16 protein-coding genes are annotated in these 16522 nt (G+C 50.8%); all 16 read left to right on the top strand.

Annotated features, from left to right (window positions below; genetic code table 11):
* The first annotated feature begins 1 nt into the window (after nucleotide 1).
* The 16 genes from FHS77_RS09600 to FHS77_RS09525 all read left to right on the top strand — a co-directional run bounded on the left by FHS77_RS09600 (nucleotide 2) and on the right by FHS77_RS09525 (nucleotide 16408).
* Complete coding sequence (locus tag FHS77_RS09600; RefSeq protein WP_184222756.1) at nucleotides 2-709, top strand: phosphonate C-P lyase system protein PhnL; 708 nt, start codon at nucleotides 2-4, stop codon at nucleotides 707-709.
* Nucleotides 699-1856, top strand: a complete 1158-nt coding sequence (locus FHS77_RS09595; protein ID WP_184222754.1) for an alpha-D-ribose 1-methylphosphonate 5-triphosphate diphosphatase — start codon at nucleotides 699-701, stop codon at nucleotides 1854-1856. Before FHS77_RS09600 ends, FHS77_RS09595 begins: the two co-directional genes overlap by 11 nt.
* Nucleotides 1857-1932: 76 nt before the next feature.
* Nucleotides 1933-2739, top strand: a complete 807-nt coding sequence (gene phnC / locus FHS77_RS09590; protein WP_184222752.1) for a phosphonate ABC transporter ATP-binding protein — start codon at nucleotides 1933-1935, stop codon at nucleotides 2737-2739.
* A gap of 18 nt (nucleotides 2740-2757) precedes the next feature.
* On the top strand, nucleotides 2758-3645 hold the full coding sequence (gene phnD, locus FHS77_RS09585; protein WP_210307091.1) for a phosphate/phosphite/phosphonate ABC transporter substrate-binding protein: 888 nt from the start codon (nucleotides 2758-2760) through the stop codon (nucleotides 3643-3645).
* Between the two features lie 100 nt (nucleotides 3646-3745).
* Entirely contained in the window at nucleotides 3746-4714 is a 969-nt protein-coding gene (phnE, locus tag FHS77_RS09580; RefSeq protein ID WP_184222750.1) for a phosphonate ABC transporter, permease protein PhnE, read from the top strand.
* The gene (gene phnE / locus FHS77_RS09575; RefSeq protein ID WP_184222748.1) at nucleotides 4711-5571 is read left to right on the top strand and encodes a phosphonate ABC transporter, permease protein PhnE; all 861 of its coding nucleotides are present in this window, start codon (nucleotides 4711-4713) and stop codon (nucleotides 5569-5571) included. The genes phnE (FHS77_RS09580) and phnE (FHS77_RS09575) overlap by 4 nt, the downstream gene beginning before the upstream one ends.
* A 489-nt stretch (nucleotides 5572-6060) precedes the next feature.
* A complete protein-coding gene (locus tag FHS77_RS09570; RefSeq protein WP_184222746.1) occupies nucleotides 6061-6558 on the top strand; it encodes a hypothetical protein in 498 nt (165 codons plus the stop codon).
* Nucleotides 6558-7130, top strand: coding sequence for a peroxidase-related enzyme (locus FHS77_RS09565; RefSeq protein ID WP_184222744.1), 573 nt, complete (start codon nucleotides 6558-6560; stop codon nucleotides 7128-7130). The genes FHS77_RS09570 and FHS77_RS09565 overlap by 1 nt, the downstream gene beginning before the upstream one ends.
* A gap of 63 nt (nucleotides 7131-7193) precedes the next feature.
* On the top strand, nucleotides 7194-8180 hold the full coding sequence (locus FHS77_RS09560) for a LysR family transcriptional regulator (protein WP_184222742.1): 987 nt from the start codon (nucleotides 7194-7196) through the stop codon (nucleotides 8178-8180).
* 2 nt (nucleotides 8181-8182) lie between these two features.
* Nucleotides 8183-9640: an NAD(P)-binding domain-containing protein gene (locus FHS77_RS09555; protein ID WP_184222740.1), complete on the top strand. Its 1458-nt coding sequence runs from the start codon at nucleotides 8183-8185 to the stop codon at nucleotides 9638-9640.
* The gene (locus FHS77_RS09550; protein ID WP_184222738.1) at nucleotides 9637-10617 is read left to right on the top strand and encodes an ABC transporter permease; all 981 of its coding nucleotides are present in this window, start codon (nucleotides 9637-9639) and stop codon (nucleotides 10615-10617) included. Before FHS77_RS09555 ends, FHS77_RS09550 begins: the two co-directional genes overlap by 4 nt.
* On the top strand, nucleotides 10614-11513 hold the full coding sequence (locus FHS77_RS09545) for an ABC transporter permease (RefSeq protein WP_184222736.1): 900 nt from the start codon (nucleotides 10614-10616) through the stop codon (nucleotides 11511-11513). Before FHS77_RS09550 ends, FHS77_RS09545 begins: the two co-directional genes overlap by 4 nt.
* Nucleotides 11510-12502 carry an ABC transporter ATP-binding protein gene (locus FHS77_RS09540; RefSeq protein ID WP_184222733.1) on the top strand — a complete coding sequence of 331 codons (993 nt, stop codon included), beginning with the start codon at nucleotides 11510-11512 and terminating at the stop codon, nucleotides 12500-12502. The genes FHS77_RS09545 and FHS77_RS09540 overlap by 4 nt, the downstream gene beginning before the upstream one ends.
* Entirely contained in the window at nucleotides 12499-13545 is a 1047-nt protein-coding gene (locus FHS77_RS09535) for an ABC transporter ATP-binding protein (RefSeq protein WP_184222731.1), read from the top strand. The genes FHS77_RS09540 and FHS77_RS09535 overlap by 4 nt, the downstream gene beginning before the upstream one ends.
* Complete coding sequence (locus FHS77_RS09530; RefSeq protein ID WP_184222729.1) at nucleotides 13542-15110, top strand: ABC transporter substrate-binding protein; 1569 nt, start codon at nucleotides 13542-13544, stop codon at nucleotides 15108-15110. The genes FHS77_RS09535 and FHS77_RS09530 overlap by 4 nt, the downstream gene beginning before the upstream one ends.
* An 11-nt stretch (nucleotides 15111-15121) precedes the next feature.
* On the top strand, nucleotides 15122-16408 hold the full coding sequence (locus tag FHS77_RS09525) for an acyl-CoA thioesterase/bile acid-CoA:amino acid N-acyltransferase family protein (RefSeq protein ID WP_184222727.1): 1287 nt from the start codon (nucleotides 15122-15124) through the stop codon (nucleotides 16406-16408).
* Nucleotides 16409-16522: the final 114 nt, after the last annotated feature.

Here is a 16522-nt window from a genome sequence, read left to right as displayed (position 1 = left end):
CATGCCCAATAAGCCAGTTTTAGAAATTGAAAATTTCTGTAAGCATTTTGATATGCACCATTTGGGACAGCGCCTTGGTGCCTTTCAAAATATCAGTTTTAAATTACATGCGGGGCAATTTTTGCTGCTGCGGGGGCATAATGGTGCTGGTAAATCCACTTTGCTACGCACGATTTACCGCAGCTATCGCCCGACCGGTGGCCATGCCTGGCTGAACATGGAAGACGGGCGCATTGATATGGCGCGTGCGGCTGATGTTGATATTTTGCAGCTGCGTCGCAAAGAAATCGGCTTTGTTACTCAGTTTTTGCTGGCGCGTCCGCGTGTGCCTGCCGAGGAAATTGTCGCCGAACCATTGCGTCTGGCCGGCTTTTCATCGGCAGAGTCTTTGGATGAAGCCAGAAAGCTGTTGGCTGAATTTGGTGTAAAACCTGAACTATGGGCGGCCTATCCTTCTACATTTTCCGGTGGTGAACAGCAAAAGGTCAATCTGGCACGCGCCCTTATCATGCCGCAGCGTTTGTTGATGCTGGATGAGCCGACCGCTTCGCTGGATGCAGGTGCGCGCAGTGCATTGGTGCGACGCCTAGCGGATTTGAAAACGAAAGGTGTCGCTATGATCGGGGTTTTCCATCACCCTGATGATGTTGCTGAATTGATTGATGGTGAAATTGACCTGTCGCAAAAGGAAATGGCCAATGTGGCTTAGTAATCTGCAAATTGTTCTTCCTGATCAAGTCCTTACAAATGGTGCCGTGAAAGTGGAAAACGGCGTCATCAGTGAAATCAGTGATAGTGTGAATGAAAGTGCCTGCCTTGACGGGCAGGGCAATATTTTGATGCCGGGCTTTATCGATATGCACGGCGATATGATTGAGCGTGAAGTGGAGCCGCGCCCGAATGTGCGCATGCCGATAGAGCTGGGCTTACGTGATCTCGATCGCAAGCTGGCCACATCAGGTATTACTACAGCTTATGCAGCTTTGTCTTTCAGCCCGAGTTCTACTTACGGCCATTTGCGTAGTTATGAACACACAAGTACGGTGATCCGCGCTTTGAAAGCTATGAAAAATGATCTGTTGGTGGATCATAAAGTGCATACACGTATGGAAATTACCTTTCCGGCGGCTCTGGCGGTTATTGAAGCTTTGGTGAAAGAAAATAATGTGGATCTGGTCTCATTGATGGATCATACACCAGGCCAAGGGCAATATCGCGATATTGAGCGCATGATTAAAGGTATGCAGCAGGATAAAGGCATTTCTTATGAAGAAGCGGCCGAAACAATTGCCCATCGCATCAAAGACCGTACACTGCCTGCCAGCGAAATGACCGCCACATTGGATGCCATTTCGAAGCTTTGTAAAGAGCATCAGGTGGCGCTTGCCAGCCATGATGATGATACGGTGGAAAAAGTTGAGCTTATGTACGCCCTTGGTGCCGATATCAGCGAATTTCCGGTAACATTGGCAGCTGCCCGCAAAGCGCGTGAAAAAGGCTTGGCCAATGCGATGGGCGCGCCTAATGCCTTACGCGGGGAAAGCTATTCGGGCAATTTATCTGCGCGCGAAGCGCATCGTGAAGGTCTTTTGGATATTTTGGCAGCCGATTATCACCCGTCCGCTATGGCGCCTGCGGTTTTGGAACTTGCAAAAGCTGATAAAAACGGGCTTGCAGGGGCTGCAAAACTAAGCTCAACCAATGCTGCAAAGGCAATGGGGCTTCATGATCGCGGCACTATTGACGCCGGTAAACTGGCCGATTTTGTCATTGTTAACACGCAAGGTCTGGGGCGTCCGGTCATGACAATTCGTCAGGGTCGGGTGATCTATTCCGACGGCAGTTTGCGTCATTGATGGTGCAAAAAGAAATGTCATTGAAAATTCATCCGAATGACTCTCTCTTGTCGTAAGCGTCTGCGATAGTATTCTCATGGAAACACAGACACTCTCACTCAATCAGCTTTCCCGTATTTATGGCCAGACCCGTGCCGTTGATCAGGTTAGCCTTGATATCCCGCAGGGCCAGTTTGTTAGTATAATTGGCCCCTCGGGAGCGGGAAAATCAACCCTTTTGCGGTTGATTAACCGTCTGGCAGAACCAAGCCACGGCGAAATTCGCCTTGGGAATACCAATATCACTCAATTGCGCAATAGCGATCTGCGCTATTGGCGACGTGATTGTGCAATGATTTTCCAGCAGTTTAATCTGGTGGAGCGCTTGGATGTCTTGACCAATGTTTTGGTCGGTCGCCTTGCGGATCACGGCTTTTTATCGTCGATGACGATGCGTTTTTCTGATGAAGAACGCGCCGAGGCGATCAGGGCGCTGGATCGTTTGGGGCTGGTGCCGCGAGCCCTTCAACTGGCCGGAACCCTGTCTGGTGGCCAGCAGCAGCGTGTGGCGATTGCCCGCGCGCTTGTGCAAAGAGCAAAAATTTTGCTGGCAGACGAGCCAATCGCCAGTCTTGATCCGGGCAATGCGACCCGCGTGATGGATGCGCTGCGCCGCATCAACCGTGAAGATGGTATGACTGTTCTGGTTAATTTGCATACATTGGATACGGCACGCCATTATTCTGACCGTATCATAGCAATGCGTATGGGGCAGGTCATTTTTGACGGAAAGCCGCAAGATCTGACCTCAGATGTTGTCCGTGATCTCTATGGCGAGAGCGGGCTGAATGAAATCAATGAAGCTGTTACTTCAACTGCCGCACACGCCAGTGTCCCGGCCTGATTTTTAGGAAATTCAACAATGCGTATTCTTTTGACCGCTGCACTGCTTGCAGCGACCAGCCTTCCTGTGTCTGCACAAAACTGGAAAGATGATTACCGCATCGTGCGGATTGGCATCACATCGTCTGAAAATGAAGCCGATCGCATGAAGCGTTATGAGCCGTGGAAAGCTTATATGGAGAAAACACTCGGCGTTGAGGTCGAGCTTTTCACCGCTGGCAGCTATGATGGTATCATTCAGGCTTTGGCCGCAGATCAGATTGAAGTCGCTTCTGTTGGTTCGTCTGCTTATGCAGCCGCTTACACCGAAACCAATGGCGGTGTGGTGCCGTTGCTGGCATCTCAGGAAATGAGCGGTGCAACCGGTTATTATTCGGTCATCATAACGCGCTGCGACGGCCCTTATAAAAAGATTGAAGACCTGAAAGGCAAGGCCGTTGCTTTTGCAGATCCGGACAGCACATCCGGTTACGCCGTGCCATTTTACAACTTGGTACAGCAGGGTTTTAATCCGAATGAATATTTCGGCAGTGTGACCTTCTCCGGTAGCCATGAAGCTGGCGTACAAGGTGTTGTCGCGGGTTCTTTTGACGCCGCCGCCACTTATATCTCCGATATTGACGGCAAAGATGGTGTGCCTGTTCGCATGGTTAACAAAGGCATGATCAAAGACGGTGAGGTTTGCAAAATCTGGACGTCACCTGAAATCACCAATGGCCCGATTACTGTTCGTGCCAATCTGCCACAGGATTTGGTTGCAGCCATTAAAGATGCTTACATGAAAGCACCGGAAGCTGATCCGGTTGCATTCCAGTCTATTTCTGGCGGCGATACGTCGAACAAAAAGGCTATGTCGAAGTCAATCACGAGCGCTATCAATGGATCATTGAAATGCGTGATTGGTTGAAGAAACAGCGCCGCAGCTAATATCAAAATCACTTAGGCCCGTCTTTGTTGTCTGCAAAACAGCAAGGGCGGGCTCAGTCTAATCACAGGAGTGGGCAGATATGAGCGCATATGCAGGTACTATCGGAGTTGCAGGCTTGGGTGCACCAGCCAATAATGCACCGACCCAAGCAGAACATATTGCAGAATTTACCCGCAAATATACGCAGCATCGCCGCCGCAGCCGGATGATTTTCTGGGGCTCGACATTGTTTTTCGGGCTTTTGATTATTCTGACTGCCAATTATGCCAATTTCTTTCATGTCACACAGGTGACCCAGACAGACGGCACCAGAGCCGAACGCTGGATTTTGCTGGCAGGCCTGCCGCGCCTTGGCGATTATATCTGGAAAACCATTCCTGAATTAAGTTTATCAACACTCTGGGCTGATTTGCAGCATTGGTTCTGGCGCGGGCATATTTGGGCAAAACTATTGCTCGAAACCGTGATGATCGCTTTTATGGCAACGATTTTGGGCGTTGCAGGTGGTTTTTTATTATCCTTCACTGCATCGCGAAATCTTGCTCCTAGCCGCTGGATTATGTGGCTGACACGCCGTTATCTTGAAATTGCGCGCACAGTGCCGGAACTGGTTTTTGCGTTGATTTTTGTTTTCTGTTTTGGTGTCGGGCCTTTGGCCGGTGTGTTGGCCATTGCGCTGCACAGCACAGGCTCATTGGGCAAGTTATACGCCGAAGCCAATGAAAACATTGATATGCGTCCGGTTGAAGGTATCAAGGCTTCCGGTGGCAGCTGGTTTGACCAGATGCGCTATGGTGTTGTGCCGCAGGTGCTGCCAAACACGCTGAGCTACACATTGCTGCGCTTTGAGATCAATGTTCGCTCTTCTTCAGTGATCGGTTTTGTCGGCGCCGGCGGTTTGGGTCAAGAACTGCGTACAGCCGTAAGCCTGCAGGAATATACCGATCTTTCAGCACTATTTATCATCATTTTCCTGACAGTATTCGTCATCGATTGGGCATCTGAAAAGCTCCGCCATCATATTATCGGACTGGAGAAACACGCATGACCATGTTGACGCCAAATCTTTCAGATAATGAACTGAAGGAGAAAATGCCGGAGCTGTTCGTCAAACCGTTTTCCGTCCGTTTAAAACGAGCAGTGATTTTTGGTGTTGTTTCGGCGCTTTTTGCCTGGTGCTTGTGGGAGTTCAACATCACGCCGCAACGCATTTGGAGCGGGCTTGGCAAATTAGGCAGCGTGTTATCTTTCATGCTGCCGCCTTATACCGGCTTTGATGCCCGCGAAATTGCCGAGATCAGCAAAGGCTTGCAGGAAACCTTGGCAATTGCTGTGTTAGGCACGACGCTAGGCGCGATTTTTGCACTCCCGCTTTCGTTTCTGGGTGCCAAAAATCTAAATCGTTTTATCTTGTTTCGCTTTGGTGTCAGACGCGGTTTTGACATTATCCGCGCCTTTGAAACGCTTATTCTGGCATTGATTTTCATCCGTGCTTTTGGCCTGGGGCCTTTAGCGGGTGTGCTGGCAATTGCAGTGGGTGAAATTGGTGTGCTGGCCAAACTTTATGCCGAAGCAATTGAAAATATTTCTAAAAAGCCGGTGGAAGGTGTGGTGGCTTCCGGCGGTTCCCGCCAGCAGGCGGTGCGCTTTGGCGTGATGCCGCAGGTGATGCCGGTATTGCTGTCGATCACGCTTTACAATTTTGAATCGAATGTCCGCTCAGGTACAATTTTAGGTATTGTCGGTGCTGGTGGTATCGGCTTTATCCTGTCGGATCGTATTTCTGCTTATCGCTGGGATGAGGTGTGGTCGATCATTATTCTCATCATCGTGATGGTCTATATTATCGACGCAATTTCGAATTTCCTGCGTATGCGCCTGATTGGTGCGCCTGCAAAATCATAAAGAAAACGTGACATTTGAATACATATGCCGCCGATATTATTATCGGCGGCATATGTGCTTTTACGCATAAATAAGGGCAATATTCAGCTCTTTCACTGTGCGCTTTGATTCTGCGAAATTTTGGTTCTTTGCAATTTTTTTTACCCTTAATCGTGCTTTTTTAAGAAAATCATTTACGGCATGAGGCAAAATTAGGCGGGTTTGCCCCAATTTTTTGCTCCGCATAAGCTAGGTTGAATAGACGTTGCACTGAATTGGCATGAGCTTGCCAAGGCAGCATTTCCCCGGCTGTTCCTACGCTTTGAGGAATTATAAAATTATTCTGTTGGCTTGTAAAAACGGTTGACAGTCGTAATCGACGATGACAGGTTATTTAAAAAATGAATAAACAGTGTTGCATTATCCATAAAACAACTAATACCATACAGCGGGAAGCAGTGTTGGGGATTGGTTCGCAAATGGGAACGACAGCACTGTCAGGGGAATGAAATGAACAAATCTGCTTTGGAGACCGTAAGCCTGTGGCTTGCGGGCGATGTTGAAGATACTCCGCCATTTGATGCTTTAAGGGCGCGTCAGGATGTGTTTACTATGACACGTCAGGCGCAGGCTGCTGTGTTGGCGCCTGCTGATGGTGGTTCATGGCCGCATGATTTTCGTGCAGCTCTTGCAACACGTATCGCAACTGCAAACAACAATCCTTATCTGGCCAATATTTACGGCAAAGCTGCTGCCGGATCACCTTATGCCGCACTTGCGGCTGTGGATTATGTGCCGTCCGATCTGGTTCAGCAAAAGGTTGTCACTTTTATGGATAAAGTGGCCAATAACGCCAAAGCCATTGCAGCCGAAGATATTTCGGCGTTGCAGCAGGCTGGTGTGGCCGATGCCGATATTGTTCGTTTGTGTGAATTGAATGCTTTCCTTGCCTATCAGATCCGAGTGGCTGCAGGTCTTGCATCATTGATCGAAGGGGAGCAGGCGTAATGAGCGAAGTTATTCATAAATTCACCAAGACCGTGCCAGAATGGCGCCCGCGCGTAAAGCCGGTTGTGCTTGCTGAGGCATCGCCCGAACAGCTGGATGCGTTGAAAGTAACGCCGTCTAACACCAAAGTGTCAGATTATGTGCTGGTTTTGGCGCATGATCCGGAAAGCCTCAATGTTCGCTCGCCGCTTTTCAATGCAGTGATGTATGGCAAAGGCGGGTTGGGTCGTGCAGAACGTGAATTGGGCGCACTTGGTGCTTCAGTTGTCAATCAGTGCATTTATTGTGCTGCCGTTCATGCACAGCGCCATGCGCAGCTGAGCCGCGATGAAAGCGTGACCGATAAGCTTTTCCTTGAAGGCGAAAAAGCACAGCTCGATCCGAAAAATCAGGCGATTTTTGACTTTGCGCTGAAGCTTTCGCAGTTTCCGCCAAAGACAGATGGCGCAGACGCGAAGCGCTTGGCAGAAGTTGGCCTGAACAAAGAAGAAGCCGTTGATCTGGTGCTTTCCACAGCCATGTTTGGCTGGGCAAACCGCTTGATGCATGTGCTGGGCGATCCGGTCAAATAAACATCTGACTTTGTTTTATCCGAGCATTTTCGCTGCCCCTAAACCGGCAGACAGGGAGAGATTATGCGCAATTTAAAGGCTTTGGAAGCCTATCTGGAAGTGGCAACTCTGGGCAGCGTAACGGCTGCTGCCAAAAGATTGCAACTTTCGCAGCCTTCCGTCAGCCGTATTATTCAGGATCTGGAGCGTGACCTCGGGCAAAAGCTGTTTGTCCGGGTGGGGCAGCGTCTGGCTCTGACCCAGCAGGGTATGTTGCTGCGCGATGATGTCGAGCGCGCTTTGGCAGGGGTTGCCGAAGTGTGGGAGCGGGCGCAGGAGGTTGCCAATTTAAAGTCGCGTCCGGTGCGCATTTCTTGCATATCGGCTTTGGCTTTTGGTTTGGTACCTCATGCCTGGGCGTCCCTGAATCAAAAAACAGGCATGGATGGTGCAAAACGCATTACTATTCAAACCGATACACCTGAACGGGTGCGAAGTTCTGTTTTATCTCATGATGCTGATATTGGCGCTACATCTTTGCCATTACAACATCGTGACCAGACCACCCATTGGTTTGGTTGCGCGCCTTGTCTTTTGGCGGTGCGCTCGGATGATCCGTTGGCGAAAGAAACAGGCGGCATACCGCTATCGGTGATTAAAAGCCGTACCTTGGTGGAAATGTCGAATGTGCGCGGGCTTCCGGCTCGTATCCGCCAGACTTTGAAAAGTAACAAGATTGAAACGGGCGGGTTGATCCGCACTAATTCAACCATGAACGCATTGGCGCTGATCCGCGCCGGTGCCGGCGGCCCTTCAGGAACCGTGGGCATTGTTGAGCCGGTAACTTCAGCCGGAACGCCTTTGGACGGTATTACTTTGCTGCCGCTGGAACTTGATATTCCATATTGCTTTGGTGTCATCAGCCATAATGGCGTGCAGCTTGGCGAAACAGCATTGGAACTGGTTTCCGCTCTTGAAGATGCCGCCCATAAACTCGTACCGGGTTTTAAAATCCATTCGCCCGAAGAACATCAATCATTGATTGCCCAGCTTGCATTGCTGGAGGACTGATTATGAAAAATTTTCCATCATCTCTTGAAGATTTGAACCAGCTGGTTGCCCGCGATCTGGAATATCTGACTATTCCTGCCAATGAGTGGGTGCCGGTCAAACAGGCACAGGGCCAGACACTGCTGGATGTGGCGGTGATCGGCGGCGGCATGGCAGGTTTGTCTGCGGCGGCATCGCTCAAGCATCTGGGTATCCGTACGGTTATTTTTGATGCGCGTCCAAAAGGTTTTGAAGGCCCGTGGGCAACAACAGCGCGCATGGAAACTCTGCGTTCGCCTAAAAGCCTGACAGGTCCGGCCCTTGGTATTCCGTCTTTGACCTTCCGCGCATGGTTTACCGCACAGTTTGGCGAGGAAAAATGGGAAGAGCTGGATAAAATTCCGCGCCTGCAATGGATGGATTATCTGCGCTGGTTCCGTGATGTGCTTAATGTGGAAGTACGCAATGGCCATCGTATCACGCTGATTAAACCGCAAGCAGATTACACTGTTTTGGAAATGGAAACAGCGGAAGGCAGCCGCACCATACGCGCGCGCCATGTGGTGCTTGCCACCGGACGTGATGGTTTGGGCGGCCCTTATGTGCCGGAAATCATCAGCAGTTTGCCGCGCCATTTCTGGGCACATTCTTCGGATGAGTATGATTATAACAGCCTGAAGGGCAAGAATATTGCCGTGATCGGTGCTGGTGCATCGGCGATGGATAGTGCCGGTACAGCACTGGAAGCAGGCGCTGCACGCGTTGATCTGCTCATTCGCCGTAAGGATATTCCGCGTATCAACCGTGGCAAAGGCATGGGCAATCCGGGCGCTGTCTATGGTATGCAAAATCTTGATGGCCGCACAAAACTTGCCATTTACAGCTATGTCGGTGCCGAACAAGTGCCGCCTCCGCGCGCCAGTGTGCTGCGTGTCAGCCGTCATAAAAACGCTTTTTTCCAACTCGGCGCGTCGCTTGAGAAAATTACCGTCGAAGGGGACAAGATTGAAATTACCACGCCGCAAGGTCGTCGTCAGTTTGATTTTGTTATCGCCTCAACCGGTTTTCAGATTGATTGGCGCCAAAAAGCCTTTCTGGCGGAAATCGCCTGCAAAGCCCGCACATGGGAAGAGCGCTTGGCACCACTGAGCGGCAATGAAGACCGCTCTTTGACGGAAGCGCCGGACCTGGGCCCTGCATTTGAATTTCTGCCAAAAGCGGGTGTGGAAGCGGAAGGTTTGTCCCGCATTCATTGCTTCTGTTATCCGGCGATGATGTCGCATGGCGGTGTGTCGGGTGATATTCCGTCAATCAGCGAAGGCGCGCAGCGCTTATCGCAAGGCATTGCTGCCACGCTTTATCAAGAAGATATCGAGCAGCATTTTGCTAATGCCAAGAGCTATGATGAGCCGGAAGTCTTCGGTGATGAATGGACGGCAGCTGATAATTACAACCAGAGCGATCTTGAGGAACTGGCATGAATTTTACTGTCTGGCTCATCAAACGATTAGCTCAGGCCGCTGTTGTGCTGCTGATTATGTCGGTGATCGTATTCTTAGGGCTGCATATGATCGGTAATCCGGCAGATATTCTGCTGTCGCCGGATGCAACCCAAGCCGACCGTGCAGAGCTGATTGAACGTCTCGGTCTCGACCTGCCGGTCTGGCAGCAATATTGGCTGTTTTTGAAAAGCGCTTTGCAGGGCGATCTGGGCAATAGCTTTGTCTATAATACACCTGCGGTGACACTGATTTTGCAACGTCTGCCAGCTACGCTGGAACTGGCGGTGCTGGCGATGATTTTTGCTGTCTTCATCGGTATTCCGCTTGGTCTTTTTGCCGGATTAAAGCCTGATAATCCCTTTGCCAAGCTGATCACAACCGGCAGCATTCTGGGCTTTTCGCTGCCGACTTTCTGGGTTGGTTTGCTGTTAATTATGACATTCAGTGTCTCGCTCGGGCTGCTACCTGCCAGTGGGCGCGGCACAACTGTGCGGCTTTTCGGGGTGGAATGGTCATTCCTTACCCTTGATGGTCTTCGCCATATGCTGTTGCCCGCGATCAATCTGGCAATGTTTAAAGTGTCACTGGTCATCCGCCTCACCAATGCCGGTGTTCGCGAGGTGAAATCGCTTGATTATGTGCGTTTTGCCCGTGCCAAAGGTTTGTCGCCTTTGCGTGTCGTGCGCCGTCATATCTTGCGCAATGTGATGATCCCGCTGGTGACCGTCCTTGGTATTGAGTTTGGTTCAACCGTTGCCTTTGCCGTGGTGACGGAGAATATTTTCTCGTGGCCGGGTGCCGGTAAACTCATTCTTGATAGTATCAATGCGCTCGATCGCCCTGTGGTTGTTGCCTATCTGATGGTAGTGGTGACACTGTTTGTGACGATTAATCTTGTCGTTGATATTCTTTATCGCGTCCTTGATCCGCGCGTCAGAACGGAGGCTGCGGCATGACCCTGGCTCTCACAAAACCCCCACGCTCGCCGGTTGCGGAAAATATCCGGATGTTCCTGCGCTCGCCTTTGGCTGTCTTTGGCCTTGTGCTTTGTGTGTTGATTGCATTTGCTGCAATTTTTGCACCTTTCATCGCGCCGCAAGACCCTTATGACATGATGGCCATTGACGTGATGGATGCGCGTCTTGCCCCCGGCGAAACCAATATGAACGATGGTTACACCTATCTGCTTGGCACTGACGGGCAGGGACGTGATCTGTTTTCGGCCATCCTTTATGGTTTGCGCACCAGTCTGGTGGTGGGCATTGGTTCGGCAACCATTGCCGGTGTGATCGGCATTGTGCTGGGTCTGGTAGCGGCCTATGTCGGCGGTAAAACCGACGCTTTGCTGATGCGATTTGTAGATCTCGTGATGTCGCTGCCATCTATTCTTGTGGCGCTTTTGATGCTGGCCGCTTTTGGTCGCGGTGTCGGTAATGTGGTGATCACATTGGTGCTGCTGGAATGGGCTTATTACGCTCGTACAGCGCGTGGTCAGGCCATGGTTGAAAGCCAGCGTGACTATGTGGAATCTGCCCGTGGTCTTGGTCTTTCACCGCTTCGCATTTTGCTGGGTCACATTTTGCCGAACTGCATGCCGCCATTACTGGTCATAGGTACATTGCAAATCGCGCGCGCCATCACGCTGGAAGCAACACTAAGCTTTCTGGGGCTTGGTGTGCCGGTGACAGAGCCGTCACTTGGTTTGCTCGTTTCCAATGGTTTTCAATATATGTTGTCGGGTGATTACTGGATCAGTTTTTTCCCTGGTCTGGCATTGCTGATTTCTATTGTGGCGATCAATCTCGTGGCCGACCGCCTGCGTGATGTGTTTAATCCGAGGGCTTTATCATGAGTGATTTATTGCTGGATGTGCGCAATCTGTGCACGCGATTTTACACACAAGCAGGCGTTTTGCATGCGGTGGAAGATGTTTCTTTCAGTTTGCGCGCTGGCCAAACAATGGGATTGGTGGGTGAATCGGGCTCAGGTAAATCCGTCACCGGTTTCTCGGTGCTGGGTCTGATTGATCGTCCGGGTCGTATTGTTTCTGGTGAAGTCCGCTTCAAAGGCGAGGACATCACCAAATATAGCGCGAAACAGCTTCGGCATTTGCAGGGCAACCGCATCGCGATGGTCTTTCAGGATCCGATGATGACGCTTAATCCGGTGCTGCGTATCTCTGAACAGATGATCGAAGCCTTGCAAGCACATGAGAAAATTTCTTATGCCGATGCCCGCCAGCGGGCACGCGATGTGCTGGGTGCAACCGGTGTTCCAAGCCCTGAAAGCCGTCTGGATGCTTATCCGCATCAGTTGTCAGGCGGTATGCGTCAGCGTGTGGCACTGGCTATCGCCATGCTTAACAAGCCTGATCTGATCATTGCCGATGAGCCGACTACCGCGCTTGATGTGTCTATCCAGTCGCAAATTCTGGCGGAAGTGCAGGGGCTTGTTAAAGCTACCAATATGGCACTGATCTGGATCACTCATGATCTGTCAGTGGTGGCTGGCATCGCCGATACTTTGTCGGTGATGTATGCCGGACGGATTGTCGAAACCGGTAATGTCGGTGATGTGTTAGATGCGCCGCGTCATCCTTATACAACAGGTCTGATCGGCAGTTTGCCTGGTAATGCAGAGCCGGGTACGCGGTTGCAGCAAATTCCGGGAATAGCGCCAAACATGTTTAATCCGCCAAAGGGCTGCGCATTTGCGGCGCGCTGCGGTTATGCCACTGAGGCCTGTCAGGAGCAGCCGGAATTTACCGGCTCTGATCACCATCGCTATCGTTGTTTTCATCCGGTTGCGATGACGGATACTATGCAGGAGCTGCGGCCATGACGAATAAAATACATGATATTCCGGCAGAGCAGCGGGCAATTGTTCTGCAAATGCAAAATATCGAAAAGCGCTTTGGCGGCGGCGGTTCAGCTTTAAGTGAAAAAATGGGTCTTTCACGCCCGCGCCCTGTCGTGCACGCGCTGGACGGGGTGAATGTCACTATTCGTGCCGGTGAGTTTGTCGGGCTGGTGGGTGAATCCGGTTCCGGTAAATCCACACTTGGCCGCATCGCTGCCGGTTTGATGAGCCCGAGCAGCGGTGAGGTAAAGGTCTATGGCAAAGGACCATCACGCGACAACAAAACCCATCTTGATGTGCAGATGATTTTTCAGGATCCGCAGGCAAGCCTCAATCCGCGCAAGCGCATTGATAAAGCCATCGGTGAAGCACCATTGGTGCATGGCCTGACAGATCGCGCCGGTTTTGACGATTATGTGAGCCGGCAATTGCAGCGCGTGGGTCTTGATCCGGCTATTCGCACCCGCTTTCCGCACCAGTTTTCCGGTGGTCAGCGTCAGCGTATCAGCATTGCGCGTGCGCTTTCGCTTAATCCGCGTTTTCTGGTCTGTGATGAATCCATTGCGGCACTGGATGTGTCGATTCAGGCGCAAATTCTCAATCTTTTTATGGATTTGCGCGAAGAGCTGGATTTGACCTATCTGTTTATCAGTCATGATTTGCGTGCGGTGCGCCATGTGTGCGACCGTGTGCTGATTATGTATTTAGGTCGTGTGGTGGAAGACGCTCCGGCAAAGGAATTCTTTGCGCGTCCGAACCATCCTTACACGAAAATGCTGCTCTCGGAAGTGCCTGATCTTGCGCAGCGCAGTAAATCTTATTCGGCGATTAAGGGTGAAATTCCAAGCCCGATCAATCCGCCGAAAGGCTGCCATTTCCATCCGCGCTGTCCGCTTGCCTTTGACCGGTGCCGCGTTGAACGACCGGCATTGAAAAAAGTGGGCGAGAAACACATCAGCGCCTGCCATCTCAACGATATCCCCCAATCACAAAATCCTATGGCTCAACAGGAGTTAAACGCATGAAAAATCTCTTCAGTGCCCTCGCAATGACAACCTTTCTATTTTCTGCCAATGCGATGGCGGAAGATCTGCGCATCGGTTTTGCCGATCCGGTTTCTTCGATTGATCCGCAATTGAATAACCATGCGGGTGATCACTCTGTTGCTAAGCATTTTTGGAATGGGTTAACTGGAAAAGATCCTATTAAGATGGAGCCTGGTGTTGCCAAGTCATGGCGCAATATCGATCCGCTGACATGGGAATTCACATTGCATGAAAATGCTGTCTGGTCGGATGGCAAGCCGATTGTCGCTGAGGACGTGGCGTTTTCCTATGAGCGCGCCCTTGATGTTCCGGGCAGTGTTGCCACCGTTAAAGGCTTTATCCGTACCGTTGATAAAGTGGAAATCATTGATGACCATCATCTGATCATCAAAACTACTGTGCCTGATCCTTTGCTGCCTGTGTCATTGTATAATCTCTATATTGTCAGCAAGCATGTCGGTGAAAAATCAACCACCGAAGACTATAATAGCGGCAAGGCGATGGTCAGTAACGGGCCTTACAATTATGCAGGTTATACCCCTGGCGACCGTGTTTTGATGAAGCGCAATGATGCCTATTGGGGCGATAAGCCTGAATGGGAAAATGTCACTTATCGCTATATCAATAATGGTCCTGCCCGTACGGCTGCTCTTCTGGCCAAAGACGTGGATGTGATCGACAAAGTTTCGGTTGCAGACATTGCCAAGCTGGAAAAATCCGAAGGCGTTAAGGTCTATGCTTATCCGGGTTTGCGCGCACTTATCATGCAGCCGAGCTTTAATCCTGAACCATCCAAATATATTACTGACAAAGCTGGTAATCCTTTGAAGGAAAATCCGCTTTTGAACCAGAAAGTGCGTGAAGCACTGAATCTGGCGATTAATCGTGAAGGCATTGTCAGCCGCATCATGCAAAATGGTGCAACTTCTGCCAATCAGTGGATGCCTGAAGGCACCTTCGGCTATGATCCGGACACGAAAGATATTCCGTTTGATGCAGCAAAAGCCAAAGAGCTTTTGGCTGAGGCCGGATATCCGGATGGTTTTAAAATGACCATCCACGTTCCAAGTGATCGTTACCCGCAAGGCCCTGAAACCGCACAGGCTCTGGCACAGTTCTGGTCACGTGTTGGTGTGGAAACACAAGTGGAAGTGGTACCATTCTCGGTTTATTCCGGCAATGCGAATAAGGGCGAATATGCCATGACCATGATTGGCTGGGGCAATGGTACCGGTGAAGGCACCTATGCCATGACCTCAATTCTGGCGACACCAAACAAAGAAAAAGGCTTGGGCGCTTCCAACTGGGGCAATTATAGCAGTGCTGAATTTGACAAGGCGCTGGCGGATGTAACGTCTGAGTTTGACAATGCCAAGCGTGAAGAAATCATTCGCGATGCCGTTAAGATCGTTGCGAAAGATGTCGGCATCATTCCGCTGTTCCATTATAAAAATATCTGGGCTGCGCGTGATGATCTGAAAGTTGTGCCTTGGAACAGTGACCGCACCGTTGCGATGCAGGTCAGCAAAATCAAAGCCGACTAAGGACAAACATAATGTTAAAAATATCAGTTGAACCAGAGGTTGCGCTGATTGATGTGGAGCGCCGGATTACTATTTCCGGCGCAACGCCTCATAGCAAAATCACGGTTCAGAGCCTGACCAATCGTGCAGGCTTTGAGTGGACGAGTGAAGCTGTATTTGAAGCGGACGCGCAAGGTGTCGTTGACCTCACCCGTGACGCACCTCTTTCAGGTGATTATCAGGGCGTGTCCGCAATGGGGCTGATCTGGGCGCAGCATCATGGCCGTGAAGGCATGCTGCCGCAGTTTAATAAAGATTTGTCGCAGCCGCTTGAAACAGTGCTGACTGTTCGTGAGGGTGAGAAAAATGCGGACGCACACCTCATCCAGACATTGATGGCAGATGGTGTCACGCGTGAAGAGGTGCGGGTTAACGGTCTTGTCGGTACGCTTTACCGTGCAGCCGGTGATCAGCCTGCACCTGCTGTGATGATCATGAACGGTTCGGGTGGCGGCATCAATGAGCCACGCGCGGCTCTTTATGCGTCTCGCGGCTACCATGCTTTGGCACTTGGCTATTTTGGCGCAGAAGGCCTGCCGAAATATATCTCCAACACTCCATTGGAATATTTCGAAAAAGGTCTTGATTGGCTGCGTGAAACAGTCAAGCCGAAGGATGATTTTGTTGCCATTAGCGGCCAGTCGCGCGGCGGTGAACTTGTCTTGCTGCTGGGCTCCACGTTCCCTGAAAAAGTCTCGGCAGTGATTGGCTATGTTCCAAGTGCTTTTGTGCATGGCGGACAGGCAGCAGCTGATCCGCAATTTGGGCGCGATGGCCCATGCTGGCTCTATCAGGGCAAACCGCTGACCCATATCTGGGATAATAACCGCTTTGCCAGTTGGAAACCTTATGATGACGGCGAGCAGCCGCGCCGCAATAGTCTTGCCATGCACACTGCATTGGCCGATCCTGAGGCTATGCGTATTGCGCGTATTCCGGTTGAGAAAATTGCTGGTCCGGTGATGCTGATTTCCGGTGGTGATGATGGTGCATGGCCGTCAGATTATTATTCGCTGCTGGTGCAGTCGAGTTTGCTGGCGGCTAAACATGCCTTTCCGGTGGAGTGGTATAATCTGCCGGAAGCAGGTCATTCGATCCTGTTTCCATATGTGCCGGCCACACAGATTGTCCATGCTCATCCGGTCAACGGCAATCTGACGACAATGGGCGGCGATGCCAAGCATAATGCGCAAGCTAATGAAGCTTCATGGCAGGCGGTGTTAAAGTTCTTGCAACAGGCAACCGCTGATAAAAATTAAAATGATTGAGACATGCATGTCTCTATGCAGGGTTGTTTTTAAACCCCGAATGAGGTCAGATCGGAACGGTTCGGATGATAATAATCCGAACCGTTTTTTTACTATTTCCAGACA

Source organism: Paenochrobactrum gallinarii, from assembly GCF_014205685.1.
Lineage (GTDB): Bacteria > Pseudomonadota > Alphaproteobacteria > Rhizobiales > Rhizobiaceae > Paenochrobactrum > Paenochrobactrum gallinarii.
The sequence above is the reverse complement of the archived record's forward strand: the minus strand, read 5'-3'. Positions and strand labels throughout refer to the sequence as shown.